Origin of the sequence: Wolbachia endosymbiont of Listronotus oregonensis (assembly GCF_031205055.1) — a bacterium.
Classification (GTDB): domain Bacteria; phylum Pseudomonadota; class Alphaproteobacteria; order Rickettsiales; family Anaplasmataceae; genus Wolbachia.
Genome location: NZ_CP102118.1, coordinates 1446729 through 1459403, shown reverse-complemented (window position 1 = coordinate 1459403; position 12675 = coordinate 1446729). Strand labels below are relative to the sequence as shown.

Here is a 12675-nt window from a genome sequence, read left to right as displayed (position 1 = left end):
AAATTCCTCGATTATTTTCTAATGCCTAACTTCTCTATTAATTCCTGGTAGGCTTCATTACCAAATTTACGCTTTATATAATTTAAGTGCTTGCGTCTTCTACCTATCAATATAAGTAAACCACGCTTAGAGTGATGGTCATGCTTGTGCACTTTAAAATGCTCAGTTAAGTTACTGATCCTCTCGGTCAAAATTGCACATTGTACAAAAGATGAACCTGTATCATCCTCTTTAATCGCATATATATTTATCAAACTCTTTTTCTTTTCGGATGTTATCGACATCTAAACCTCATTTTAAATATTAAAAACACGAATAGGTTTCACACAACCATAAATAAAACTGCAGATTGCAATAGGTACACTACCCACTATCGTACAACAAATATCATAATTCTTTAAATTACGCAAGTTATTTAATACAACTTCCTGACCTTTTCTGATTTTCCCCGCATCTTCTGGGGAAATTTCAATTTTGAACATCGATTTTAAAGCCGATTCAATGGGAATGATGAAACTTTTTGCATTACTCCCTGTACCTTCTATTACTCCAGTATCACCTTTTGTTATCGGAGAGTAAGTTATTGTGTTTCTTTCAGCGAGCTGTTCAATTGTCACTGATTCGTTTTCTCTAAAGTCACCTACCATAGTTCTTCTTAATTTCGTAATGTGTCCAAAACAATTTAATGCAATGCCAAGATCCCGAGCAATTGATCTCACATATACACCACTACCGCACATCATAGAAAAATTTGCACTATTATTTATGGTGTCCACAGATATCAATTTCAGCTCATGTATTTTGACTTGTCGGGGTTTTATATTTACCTTTTGCCCACTTCTTGCCAATTTATACGCCCTTGCTCCTTTAATTTTTATTGCTGAAAATTGAGGAGGAGTCTGCTTGATCTCACCAATAAAATTTTTAATTGCACAATTTATTTGATTATATTCGGGTTTTATATCGCTAGTTCTAATGATATCACCACCCAAATCATCCGTTGTTCTTTGTTCGCCCCATTTTATTGTAAAATCGTATGCCTTTAAGTCACAAGATAAATACGGTACAGTTTTTGTTGCCTCGCCAAGAGCAATTGGCAACACACCTGAAGCTAAAGGATCAAGTGTTCCCAGATGACCAGCTTTCTTAATTCCAAAGATCTTTTTAACTTGGGTTACAGCTTGTGCAGAACTAATTCCTATTGGTTTATCGAGATTCAGCCAGCCGTGTATCATATGTGAATTATATACAGCTGATGACAGTTTAGGAAGCAGCTTGAAATATATACTTTAAATAATAATGTAAAAAATAGCTTGACTAACATGCATCTATTAACACATACTTAATCCTTTTAAGGGGACTATTATGACTATAAATACAAATAAAAGCATATTGAAGTGGGAAAACACTGCACATATAACAAAAATGAGTATTGAAGGTTTAGTTGCACTTGCATCTTTAGCGGGAGCAATAACGGCAATATTAATTGCTACTAAAGTAATTGCTGGACCTGCATCTTTAGCACTTGTTGCTAGCCCTGCTGGAATTGCAGTTCTATTTATTGCCGCTGTATATTTTGCCGCAGCAGCTTATGCTTCATATCAGCAAATGCAGAAGAATGAAGAAATAGGAGTGAACGGTAAGGATGGTAAGGATGGTAAGGATGGTAAGGATGGTAAGGATGGTAAGGATGGTAAGGATGGTAAGGATGGTAAGGATGGTAAGGATGGTAAGGATGGTAAAGATGCAAACTTTGCTACTCTTGTCAAAGATGTGGTAAAGAGTGGTACGATTGTTGAAGAAACAGTTAAAAAAGACGGCGATAACGATGTTCAGCAATTATTCCTGACACTTCCAATTGCTGATTACAAAGAACTAGCAAAAAATAATGAACCAGTTCACATATTATTAGCAGATGGGAAAGTTGTTAAGCTTGCACACGTAGCTCCTGAAAATAATGCTACTGAATATAAGGTGCAAATAACTAAAGTTGCTGAAAAAACAACTGTTGCTGACATGAAAGCAGAGTTAGGTATGACTACTGATTCTAAGCCATCAAAAGTTGCGGTGAGTAATGAAGCTTTGGAAGCTTTAAAAGGTAAAGTAGCAACTAACTTAGCAGATGTTGCATTAGAAAATGCTATATCAAACGCTAAAAAAGTTTAAAGTTAATGAAAGAAGAGGTAGAGGTGGTTCTGCCTCTTTTTTTCATTTGAGAAGAGTTACGGTAATCTATCCCACATCTCAACTACATCCTTACTAAACTCTATTATCTCTACTTTTTTAAATTGGTAACAGTTGTTGATGGATTGAATTCCTAAATTCCCTATAAAGGGGATGGCATCATTACCTAAAATTTTACCACTGCGGCAGATTATCAGCCTGTCGATTAAACTATGCTTCAGTAGCTCTGTGATTAACACTCCTCCACCTTCAACTAATAGCCTTGTTATACCAATTTCTGAAACAAGTTTTGATGCCATGTCTTTTAGGCAGACTTTATCGATAATGTCAGGCTCCGATGTCATTCCAGCGCGTGACGCTGGAATCCAGTTTTCATTATGCAATTGCTTGAAGTTTTCTGGATCCCAGTGTCTGGGCACTGGGATGACAGGAGAAGGCGTTAGAATGACAGGAGAGTGTGTTGGGGTGACATCTGGAATAACAGGAGGTTTGTGATTTGAATTGACTATCAAATAATTAATGTTTTTTATTTTTCTCTCTATTTCTCTGTTTGTAATCACCCAAGTTATTACTTTATCTGCAGTCTTTGCAATATTATGCTCTTCCTGCAATTTTTCCTGGCTATCAATAATTAGCCTTATTGGCGATCTACTTCCGAGTTCTGGTAATCTGCAAGTTAAGAGTGGATTATCGTTAATAAGAGTATTGCTGCCAATCATAATTGCATCATATTTTGCTCTGAGCTCATGCACCCAATTTCTCGTATCTTCACTTGTTATCCATTTGCTATCGCCTGTAAATGTTGCGATTTTTCCGTCAAGAGTTGTTGCAATTTTGCAAGCTATAAATGGTCTATGAAATTCTTTAGTGGTGAAAAAACCGACATTCAGTTCTTCTGCCTCTTTTTGCATAATACCTTGCTCAACTTCAATTCCTGCTTCTTTCAGAGCTTTAATGCCTCCACCTGAAACTCTGCTATCTGGGTCAATAGTTGCAATTACTACCCTTTTTATTCCAGCTCTTATGATTTCCGCAGTACATGGTCCTGTAACTCCAAAGTGGCAACATGGCTCGAGCGTGATATACATAGTTGCACCATGGGTTAAACCTTCTGCACTTTGCAAAGCAACCACTTCTGCATGTGGGCGCCCACCTACTCCTGTATATCCCTCACCAATGATTATACCATCTTTTACAATAACACACCCGACAGTAGGATTTGACGCAACATTCCCAAGATTTTTTCTGCAAGCCTTAATGCAATTGACATGAAATGATCATCAGTCATTAGAAAGAAGTCATTTCATATGAAGTGTCGAATATTCTCCTGTGCTCATGTATAGCAAATCTATCTGTCATTCCCGAGATATAGTCGCATATTACTATTGAACGCTGGGATTCACAAGCAAGTTTGCTCCACTCTGTGGGAAGTAATCTTGGATTTTCATAAAAACATTGAAAAAGTTCCTGTATTATGCGTTTCGCTTTGTTCATCGTTCTACTCAGTTTATAGCTTCTGTATATTTTCTCCATGTTGAATCTTTTCATTTCTTTTGTAGCATTCGCAACTTCTGGTGAAAATGTGACTAGCATTTTATTTAGACTTCTTACGTCTTCTACACTTTTTATTTTATGATCTTCAATATTTCTTTCAGTCTGAGAAACAACATCACTTATCATAGTTCCTATAGTTCCACTCAGTGATTCATGTATGAGTTTGCTCTGAGGTAATTCTGAATATCTGCTCCTTATGTCTTTAAACATTTTTTCAATTAAAGGAACATTCAGCAAATCTTCGATGGTTACTAAATTTGCTCTGAGTGCATCATCAAGATCGTGAACACTGTAAGCAATATCATCGGCAATTGAAGCAACTTGCGCTTCAATGCTTGAAAATTCCTCAAGTTTTAGATCATATTTTTCATTATATTCTAATAACAGCTGATTATTTGTAGAAGACTCCGCGTTTTGACCAAGCAAGGGACCATTATGTTTTGCAACCCCTTCAATCACCTCCCAACTTAGATTCATACCATCAAAATCAGCATGTTTTTGTTCAAGATAAGTTAAAATCCTTATAGCTTGAACATTATGATCAAACTCATACTTCTCACTATCAACTTGAACTAGAGCATCCTCACCTGTGTGACCAAATGGGGGATGACCAAGGTCATGTGCAAGCGCTATGCATTCAGTGATGTCCTCATCTAAGCTGAGCCTGCGTGCGATGGATCTTGCAATTTGTGCAACTTCAAGGCTATGAGTCAGCCGAGTGCGATAGTAATCGTGCTCGTAATTGATAAAAACTTGTGTTTTGTACCCCAATTTCCTAAACGCATTAGAGTGAACAATGCGATCCCTATCACGCTGAAAGCAGCTGCGATTCTCATCTTCTGGCTCTTTGAAGTATCTCCCTTTTGTTTTGCTTGGAAAGCATGCATAACTTAATAGAAAATTATTGTTTGACATGTAAAATTTCTACTATAATAAATTATCAATAATAAACGGTGGTTACTATGTCAACAAATTACAACATCAACTTAACTGATAATGCACTAAAAAAAATCCACTTTCTTGCAGAGCAGGAAGGGGATAAGAGTTCCGTTTTGCGGGTTGCAGTTTCAGGCGGTGGATGTTCTGGCTTCAAATACAATTTTCTTATGGATCAAATGAATAAAAATCTATCTTTGGATGATGAAGATGATGATTACGATGATGAGTTTGATGACGAAGACGAAGATGATGACTATGAAGAAAGCGAGGACTATAGAAGCCACTCCAATTTTAGCGAAAAAGGTAAAGATATAGTAATTAATGATGAAAATGGAAACCCTGTATTAATGGTTGATAATTGTTCAGCAAAATTTTTAAATAACTCAGTTATAGATTATACTGAGGATCTCAGTGGTTCTGGTTTTCAAATAAAGAATACCCTTGCTAAGTCTCAATGTGGTTGTGGTAACAGTTTTTCGGTTTAATTATTACCAAAATTTAGATGCCTTCTGGGTCTTTTAAACATGGGTGATAATGTAGCTCTAGAACTAACTTCTGTAGATAAAAGCTTCAAGGACAATTCTGCTGTTGTAAAAGACATCAACCTAAGTGTCACAAGAGGGCAAGTAGTAGCGCTGATTGGCAATTCAGGTGCAGGAAAAACAACTATATTGCAAATCGCAGGCTTGTTGGACAAGCCAACTTCAGGTATAGTTACGATAGATGGAATAAATTGCACACAAGCCAATAATAAGCATAAAACCCATGTAAGAAGAAATTTTCTTAGTTTTGTTTATCAATTTCACTATTTGTTACAAGAGTTATCGGTGTTGGAAAATATTATGCTTCCTCAACTTATTGCAGGAAAAAGCAAAGCTGAAGCAAAAAAAAATTCGCAAGCAATGTTGGAAAAATTTGGTCTGGAAAACAAAGCAAGTAGCATGGTATCTGAAGTTTCGGGTGGGGAAAGGCAGAGAGTTGCAATTGCAAGAAGCATTGTAAATTCTCCAAAGCTTTTACTTGCAGATGAGCCAACAGGAAATTTAGATCCAACAAATTCTTTTAACGTGTTTTTACTGCTACATTCATACGTAAAGGAAAATAACAGCTCTATGCTTATAGTAACGCACAATCATCTCCTTGCAGAAAAGGCAGACTGCATTTTCCAATTGAGAGATCGATCATTAGTGAAGTTGTGAATAGGAAAAATAGCACAATTTAAAACTACCTATGCCTTATACTTATCTAACCAATGATCATTAACAGAGTACAACTCGCATGAAACGCTTTCATTGCTTTTTATACACGGACTTTTTAACTTACGCTGTTTACTTAGGGAACACCCCGATAACATAAACACAGCTAAAACAAAAAATAATAGCTTTTTAAACATAACAAAACCTTTTCATTTATATTACTACACTCATTTCTCTTGTTTGTAAAGGTTAGGCATATTCTTTTACCCTTACCTCTTTTTTGACCTTTTGAGAAGAAATAGCTGCACTGTTTAAGCGCAGTTTTATATAACCATCTACGATTTGAGTCACTTCCTCTTCTTTATCCCTTAGAAAGTGATTAGTATCGTCTATTATATGGTATTTCATGTGATCACTTTTTACTGAATTTATTAACCTTTTTGCTAATTCTGTTACATCGCTTTCTTCTGAGATTGTATCGTTACTGCTTTGTATTATAAGCCCAGAAACTGGACAGGGAGAAAGAAAAGAAAAATCGTACTTAGTTACCGGAAGAGAAAGAGCAATAAAACCCACTATCTCAGGGCGACGCATTGTTAGCTGCATAGCCACCCATGCTCCAAAAGAAAAACCAGCGATCCAAATTGGAACGTTGCTAGGATTATGTTCCTGAAGCCAATCAATAGCTACCGCAGCGTCAGTTAATTCTCCTATAACCTTATCAAAAGTTCCGGTAGATTTTCCCACACCACGAAAGTTAATTTTCAATGCAGAAAAATTGTTATCGATAAAAGACGTATATATACCATGTACAATTTTACTACCCATATTACCACCATATTGAGGGTGATGATGTAAAACCAGCACAACCGGCGCGTTGGCATCTTTGCTTTGGTGGTATTCACCTTCTATCTTTCTTGTTGCATTATTCAAAAAAACTTCTACCACGGTAACTCCTAATAAAAACCTGCTTGACAGGTATTGATGACATGAATTATTAATTATGTATTAATTTCGCTGTTTTTGCAATAAATTTTTTATCGTGTTAAAGCTAACGTACATAGTTATGGCTATAGTTGATGGTAAACTTATTTAAGTGACAGATGAGTCCATTCTCTTTAGAAAATAGTGGTTACGTATATGCTGATTACAATGCAACTGCTCCAATTAGTGAGAATGTAAAAAAAAGTATATTTGAGGTCTTGTTAAAACAAACGCTCAATCCATCATCACTACATAAAAGAGGACAAGAAGCGAGGAAGATTCTTCAGGATGCAAGAGATAACATACGTGATGCTCTTGGTGTTCCAAGTGATAAAGAAATAGTTTTTACGTCTGGTGCGACTGAAGCGAATAACCTTGTTATGAGAGGAATAGCAGGCTATCTGCATGTAATTTCAGCTATAGAGCATCCTTCAATTCTTAATTCTGCATGTAATCCATATATAATACCCGTTAATCAGGAGGGCATTGTTGACTTTTTAGAGCTAGAAAAAATTCTAAGCGAACTTAAAGGAAACAAAGCAATAGTTTCAGTTATGATGGCAAATAACGAAACCGGAGTTATTCAGCCTGTTAAGGAAATAGCTGAAATAGCACACAAATTTGGAGCAATTTGCCACACTGACACTGCTCAAAGTGTTGGAAAAATTAAAGTTAATATGGAAGATTTAGGAGTGGATTTACTCACTTTATCCGCCCATAAATTTGGCGGTGTAGCAGGCAGTGGAGTTTTAATATTCAATAAAGAACTTGCGATAGAACCTATTATAATAGGTGGTGGACAAGAGAAGGGATTTCGTGGTGGTACGGAAAATATTGTTGCGATTGCAGGCCTTTCTGCTGCACTGCAAAATATTCCAGACCTTCTATTAAAAATGGATGAAGTAAAGGAGCTACGTGATCAATTAGAGTGTGAATTATTAAATCTTGCCAGTGATATAAGAATCTTCGGTAAAAACTCTAAGAGGCTGCCAAACACAAGTTTTATTTATATGCCAGGAGTAAAGAGTGATGTGCAGCTCATGCATTTTGACTTGAATCATATTGCAGTTAGTAATGGTTCTGCATGTTCTTCTGGAAAAGTTGAGCCTTCCCATGTTTTGCTTGCAATGGGGGCAACAAAAGAGCAAGCAGAGTGTTCAATTAGAATCAGTATAGGTCCAGAAACTAAACCACAAGACATAAAAAAAATAGTGGATTGTTGGTATAATATCTACAAGAAGAACACCTTGGTATAGATAATACGTGGTATCATGCAGGGAGCTATAAATTAGATGTAAAAACTTACTTGACACCCTTCGCCAGCCCCCTTATCATAACAGTGAAGCTATTTATTTATCTTCGCAATCTCTGCAGTGGATTAATGACAAAAAACTTAATGTATTTGGCGTAAATCATGCTTAATTTTTGCACTATGTGCACCTCATGTCTTTATAAAACTTCTAGGTTTCTACCTATATAAGCTGAAACGCGCTTATAAAGCGTTTAAGACAGTAAAAGACGTCAAATAGACAAGGGAGAATTTGAATACTAGCTACCCTGGGGTTTTTTTGCCTTTTTTCCGCTCAGTAAATTTCTTAACGTTTATAATTTAGGTTAATCGCATTTAAAAGCGGCTGAATCGTAGCGTTTAGAATAAAAAACGCCAATATTTTGAAGTACATATAAATAACTAGTCACCAACGGGGCTTCTTTTGCCTTTTTTTTCGTTTGGTAAATTTCTTAATATTTATGGCTTAGGTTAGTTACAAATTAAGAGCAATATTCACGGAAATGGTGTCATTCCAGTGCTTGACACTGGGCACTTTAGACAATGTTACAAAAATAATATCATAGAATTCAATAGGATAATTCCTGGTGTACAGTCCCAGAGTGTGATGGTATGATAAAATATGAGAAAACAATACCATCAAAGGAGGAATTATGGGACCATACACCTAGAGGCTGTATTACAAGAATTTTGGGCGAACTTAGTTATGTGTAATATATTATCGCTTCATATGTGTGATGCACAAGGGCCTTGGAACCCAGATCAAATTACTGAGTATCGTTTAAATTTTTCAGTTTTGTTTGGTGTAATGAGCAGAAACTCTATCAAGTACTTATTGCACCAAAAAACTTTCAAGCCCTTTTTAAGCATGCGTGCTAAAGTTAAAATTCGACCAGGGCAGCCACAATAAGGTAGATAAGCCCAAACGCCATCATGTTTTTAGGAGAGTTTGCTAATGGAGGCTCTTAAGTTGACGCCATTGGCTGAACGGATACCTCTTAACTTGACGCGTATGGTTTATTTAACACTCCCAACGGTTACAAATAATTCACCATTTCTTCTGGTTTCACTATCCTTTCAAACTCCTCCTCAGTGAGCAGTTGAAGTTTTGCTGCTGCTTCTTTTAGAGTGATATTTTCTTTATAAGCAAGCTTCGCTATTTTTGCTGCATTGTCATACCCTATATGCGTATTTAATATAGTGACCAACATTAACGACTGATTCAGTAAATCTTTTATCCTCTCTTCATTTGCCTTAATACCAACTACACATTTTTCTGTAAAATTTAAACTTGCATCAGCTAAAAGTCTTATAGACTGCAAAACATTGTAAATTATCACTGGCTTAAACACATTCAATTCAAAATGACCGTTTGAACCACTAATGGTCACAGCAACATGATTTCCCATAACTTGAGTGCACACCATAGTTACTGCTTCACACTGAGTTGGATTCACTTTACCTGGCATAATTGAAGAACCAGGCTCATTTTCCGGTAACATTATTTCCCCAATTCCACATCTTGGACCAGAACCAAGCAACCTTATATCATTTGCAATTTTCATTAAACTGACTGCTACTGTATTGAGTGTTCCACTGAGCTCAACTAAAGCATCGTTTGCTGCTAGCGCTTCAAATTTATTGCCTGCTGAAGTAAATGGAAGATTAGTAATTTCTGCAACTTTGCTTGAAAAACCTTCAGCAAAACCCTTTTTAGTATTGAGTCCTGTGCCAACCGCAGTGCCACCTTGTGCAAGCTCGTATATACCACTTAAAGTTAATTTTACTCTCTCTATCCCCTTTTTAATCTGGGCTGCATAGCCAGAAAACTCCTGTCCCAGTGTTAGGGGCGTTGCATCTTGTAAGTGAGTACGTCCTACTTTTATTATATTTTTAAATTCCTGAACCTTATTATCCAGCACCTTATGCAATTTTTCAAGATTTGGAATAAGCAAGCAGTTTATTTGCTCTGCTGCTGCTATATGCATTGCTGTTGGAAAGGTGTCATTTGATGACTGACCATAATTCACATGGTCGTTTGGATGTATCGGAGATTTACTACCCAAATTACCACCTAAAATCTCTATTGCGCGATTGCTGATCACTTCATTCATATTCATATTAGTCTGCGTTCCGGATCCGGTTTGCCAAACAACAAGCGGAAATTCATTATTAAATTTGCCATCTATTACTTCCCTTGCGGCTGCGCAGATTGCGTCCCCTACCTTATTATCTATGCTACCCTGCTTCATGTTAACACGTGCTGCTGCAAGTTTTACTATTGCTAATGCTTTAATCAGAGGCTCTGGCATTTTTTCTGTGCCAATCTTAAAATTTTCTAAAGAACGTTGAGTCTGCGCTCCCCAGTAATGTTCACTTGGTACTTTTACTTCCCCTAAGCTGTCTGATTCTATTCTCGTTTTTCTATCCATATTTTCCTTCTTAGCGTCATGCAAACTGGTTCACTACATAATTTTTTCATGTCTACTTCTTGGTTAATTAAATCATACTAGATCCAAGTAGTCAAGTGTGACCTTACCCAGAAAAAGTAGAGAGAAAGTTAAGACGTTTTTGGAGTAAAATAAAACGTTTTTTCAAAATATGGCAAATAGTTTATTCTCTTTGTAAAAAACATTCCAAACTTTCTCTCTACTTTTTCTGGGTAAGGTCAGTTCAGCTATAGGCAGCAGTTTTCTGTATTTACTTTAAATTGAAGAAAGCTCAAATGAAAGATCGTGTTTTGCTAAAAATCACAGAATGCAGTCTGGTTACAATTATTTATCACTAGTGCCTAAAGTGATCTCCTTTATCCTCTCATCTGCTAGTATTTTTAATTCCTCACCGTATCTATAATAATTTCGCTTTATAACGTGTAACTCATCAGCAGAAGAAGAATCTAATTTAGGGTAATATTCGTAATCGCAATTTTCTTCGATGTCCTCAATGCTTATAGATGATGCTAAAAGTGGAAATAGAATTAATAGTAAAGTTAGTAGGATTCTTGTACACCACGTCCTGGGTAGCGCGTGACCAGAGAAAAAAGATATGGATCCAAGTAGTCAGGGCACTGGGATGACAGAAGATAGTGCAAGAAATTTCGTAAAAAGCTTTTCATACCAACTATTTAAACTCAATTGTGTTATAAATATATTAATAGCGAAAAAAGAAAAACAAGGTTTAATTTTCTTTTTTATTTGCGATTTATCTATTAATTAACCGTGAAAGGTTACGTGTAATGCTCCTTCACATAATTATCAATAATTACCTTAAATTCTTCAGAGACATTATCACCTTGTAAAGTTTTGAAATATTTGCCGTCTTTGTAGACTGCTGAAACAGGTTTTTCTCCATATCCAGGCAAGCTGATTCCCAAATTTGCGTGTTTGCTTTCTCCAGGACCATTTACTATGCATCCCATAACAGCAATGCTCATATGCTCTACACCTGGATTTTTTTTCTTCCACATCGGCATATGAGTTTTTATATAGCCATTCACCTCTTCAGTTAATATACGAAAACGATCGCTACTCGTGCGCCCACAACCAGGACATGAATTAACCTGAGGGTTAAAGTGTCGCAAGCCTATAGACTGCAATATTTCCTGACACACCACCACTTCATTAGTACGCGATTCACCAGGACGTTGAGTCAAAGAAGCCCGTATTGTATCTCCAATGCCATTTTGCAATAAATAAGTAAGCCCTGCTGCGGTATTTACCACACCTTTATTGCCCATACCAGCCTCAGTTAAACCCAAATGTAGTGCATAATTGGAAGATTTTGCAAGTGCCATATAAACTAAAATTAAATCTTGTACTTTGCTAACTTTACATGAAATGATTATTTTGTTTGAATTTAGACCAATTTCTTCAGCTTTTTTTGCACTATCAAGAGCAGACATTACAAGTGCTTTGCGCAGTATAACGTCAGAAGGCCTTGAATTACTAAGCGAAGAGTTTTCATCCATCAATTTTTGCAAAAGGTATTTATCAAGACTACCCCAATTTACTCCAATTCTAACCGGAAGATTGTGCATTATTGCATACTCTATAACCCTTTCAAACTTCTCATCACGTTTGTCGCCAAAGCCTATATTGCCTGGGTTTATCCTAATTTTACCCAGCATTTTGATGTTGTCTGGATAATCTTGAACTAATTTATCTAGCTCATACTGACCACAGCCTACCAATATTTTACCGTCAAAACCTTCTTTATTTATCTCTTCTACTATATAAGGTATTGCCCTTGCTACTTCCTCTGAATTCAAGGCAATTCGCACCAATTCTGAACCTGTACGCGCTAGTTCTGTTATCTCTTTTGCATAATGTTTTGCGCTACTTTTTATATTATCAGAATCTATATGCACGCCAAGCGCCATAGATTGTACAACTATAGGATTATTTCCACCTATCTTTACTTTTCCAACTTCCACAACATGAGTTTTGTGCCTGGAAATCGGCAATAATTCATATGCATCATCATTCAATATCAGGTCTTTATCTAGCATATTATTAATGGCCAATATTGTGA

General features: G+C 36.3%; 12 protein-coding genes and 1 pseudogene. 6 read left to right on the top strand and 7 right to left on the bottom strand.

All coding sequences use genetic code 11. The features are described 5' to 3' along the window. Window positions 1–11 precede the first annotated feature (11 nt). Both rpsO and truB read right to left on the bottom strand, forming a co-directional pair. On the bottom strand, window positions 12–284 hold the full coding sequence (gene rpsO / locus NMD99_RS07375; RefSeq protein WP_006279944.1) for a 30S ribosomal protein S15: 273 nt from the start codon (window positions 282–284) through the stop codon (window positions 12–14). Window positions 285–296: 12 nt separating this feature from the next. Continuing rightward, window positions 297–1232 (bottom strand): tRNA pseudouridine(55) synthase TruB, encoded by a 936-nt coding sequence (truB, locus tag NMD99_RS07370; RefSeq protein ID WP_264688464.1) that lies wholly within the window; start codon window positions 1230–1232, stop codon window positions 297–299. Window positions 1233–1365: 133 nt separating this feature from the next. On the opposite strand from truB, the gene NMD99_RS07365 reads away from it, so the two are divergent. Further along, window positions 1366–2166, top strand: coding sequence for a hypothetical protein (locus tag NMD99_RS07365; protein WP_309166073.1), 801 nt, complete (start codon window positions 1366–1368; stop codon window positions 2164–2166). A 56-nt stretch (window positions 2167–2222) separates the two neighbouring features. On the opposite strand, the gene ribD is transcribed toward NMD99_RS07365, so the two are convergent. Together ribD and NMD99_RS07355 are read right to left on the bottom strand one after the other, a co-directional pair. After that, window positions 2223–3443 (bottom strand): bifunctional diaminohydroxyphosphoribosylaminopyrimidine deaminase/5-amino-6-(5-phosphoribosylamino)uracil reductase RibD, encoded by a 1221-nt coding sequence (gene ribD / locus NMD99_RS07360; protein ID WP_373457561.1) that lies wholly within the window; start codon window positions 3441–3443, stop codon window positions 2223–2225. A gap of 28 nt (window positions 3444–3471) precedes the next feature. Then, window positions 3472–4653 (bottom strand): deoxyguanosinetriphosphate triphosphohydrolase, encoded by a 1182-nt coding sequence (locus tag NMD99_RS07355; RefSeq protein WP_264687883.1) that lies wholly within the window; start codon window positions 4651–4653, stop codon window positions 3472–3474. Window positions 4654–4700: 47 nt separating this feature from the next. Between NMD99_RS07355 and NMD99_RS07350 the strand changes: the two genes are divergently transcribed. Continuing rightward, window positions 4701–5162: a HesB/IscA family protein gene (locus NMD99_RS07350; RefSeq protein WP_253309915.1), complete on the top strand. Its 462-nt coding sequence runs from the start codon at window positions 4701–4703 to the stop codon at window positions 5160–5162. A 39-nt stretch (window positions 5163–5201) separates the two neighbouring features. After that, the gene (locus tag NMD99_RS07345; protein WP_253309781.1) at window positions 5202–5876 is read left to right on the top strand and encodes an ABC transporter ATP-binding protein; all 675 of its coding nucleotides are present in this window, start codon (window positions 5202–5204) and stop codon (window positions 5874–5876) included. A gap of 246 nt (window positions 5877–6122) precedes the next feature. Here the strand turns inward: NMD99_RS07345 and NMD99_RS07335 are convergent, their stop codons facing one another. Next, window positions 6123–6821, bottom strand: coding sequence for an alpha/beta hydrolase (locus tag NMD99_RS07335; protein ID WP_309166068.1), 699 nt, complete (start codon window positions 6819–6821; stop codon window positions 6123–6125). A 155-nt stretch (window positions 6822–6976) separates the two neighbouring features. Between NMD99_RS07335 and NMD99_RS07330 the strand changes: the two genes are divergently transcribed. Together NMD99_RS07330 and NMD99_RS07325 are read left to right on the top strand one after the other, a co-directional pair. Further along, window positions 6977–8113 carry a cysteine desulfurase family protein gene (locus NMD99_RS07330; protein WP_253309913.1) on the top strand — a complete coding sequence of 379 codons (1137 nt, stop codon included), beginning with the start codon at window positions 6977–6979 and terminating at the stop codon, window positions 8111–8113. 696 nt (window positions 8114–8809) lie between these two features. Continuing rightward, window positions 8810–9101: pseudogene (locus NMD99_RS07325) on the top strand (IS4-like element ISWosp8 family transposase); the annotation flags it as partial. 81 nt (window positions 9102–9182) lie between these two features. Here NMD99_RS07325 and fumC read toward each other — a convergent pair. Next, on the bottom strand, window positions 9183–10577 hold the full coding sequence (gene fumC / locus NMD99_RS07320; RefSeq protein ID WP_253309912.1) for a class II fumarate hydratase: 1395 nt from the start codon (window positions 10575–10577) through the stop codon (window positions 9183–9185). A gap of 613 nt (window positions 10578–11190) precedes the next feature. Between fumC and NMD99_RS07315 the strand changes: the two genes are divergently transcribed. Beyond that, the gene (locus NMD99_RS07315; RefSeq protein WP_309166066.1) at window positions 11191–11361 is read left to right on the top strand and encodes a hypothetical protein; all 171 of its coding nucleotides are present in this window, start codon (window positions 11191–11193) and stop codon (window positions 11359–11361) included. Window positions 11362–11371: 10 nt separating this feature from the next. On the opposite strand, the gene ispG is transcribed toward NMD99_RS07315, so the two are convergent. Beyond that, window positions 11372–12652 (bottom strand): flavodoxin-dependent (E)-4-hydroxy-3-methylbut-2-enyl-diphosphate synthase, encoded by a 1281-nt coding sequence (gene ispG / locus NMD99_RS07310; RefSeq protein ID WP_264687879.1) that lies wholly within the window; start codon window positions 12650–12652, stop codon window positions 11372–11374. Between the last annotated feature and the right edge of the window lie 23 nt (window positions 12653–12675).

What these genes read in the sequence shown, in the direction of transcription:
- rpsO (WP_006279944.1), bottom strand. Translation starts at nt 284, where the DNA reads ATGTCGATAACATCCGAAAAGAAAAAGAGTTTGATAAATATATATGCG.
- NMD99_RS07365 (WP_309166073.1), top strand. Translation starts at nt 1,366, where the DNA reads ATGACTATAAATACAAATAAAAGCATATTGAAGTGGGAAAACACTGCA.
- NMD99_RS07355 (WP_264687883.1), bottom strand. Translation starts at nt 4,653, where the DNA reads ATGTCAAACAATAATTTTCTATTAAGTTATGCATGCTTTCCAAGCAAA.
- NMD99_RS07350 (WP_253309915.1), top strand. Translation starts at nt 4,701, where the DNA reads ATGTCAACAAATTACAACATCAACTTAACTGATAATGCACTAAAAAAA.
- NMD99_RS07345 (WP_253309781.1), top strand. Translation starts at nt 5,202, where the DNA reads ATGGGTGATAATGTAGCTCTAGAACTAACTTCTGTAGATAAAAGCTTC.
- NMD99_RS07330 (WP_253309913.1), top strand. Translation starts at nt 6,977, where the DNA reads ATGAGTCCATTCTCTTTAGAAAATAGTGGTTACGTATATGCTGATTAC.
- fumC (WP_253309912.1), bottom strand. Translation starts at nt 10,577, where the DNA reads ATGGATAGAAAAACGAGAATAGAATCAGACAGCTTAGGGGAAGTAAAA.
- NMD99_RS07315 (WP_309166066.1), top strand. Translation starts at nt 11,191, where the DNA reads ATGGATCCAAGTAGTCAGGGCACTGGGATGACAGAAGATAGTGCAAGA.
- ispG (WP_264687879.1), bottom strand. Translation starts at nt 12,652, where the DNA reads ATGCTAGATAAAGACCTGATATTGAATGATGATGCATATGAATTATTG.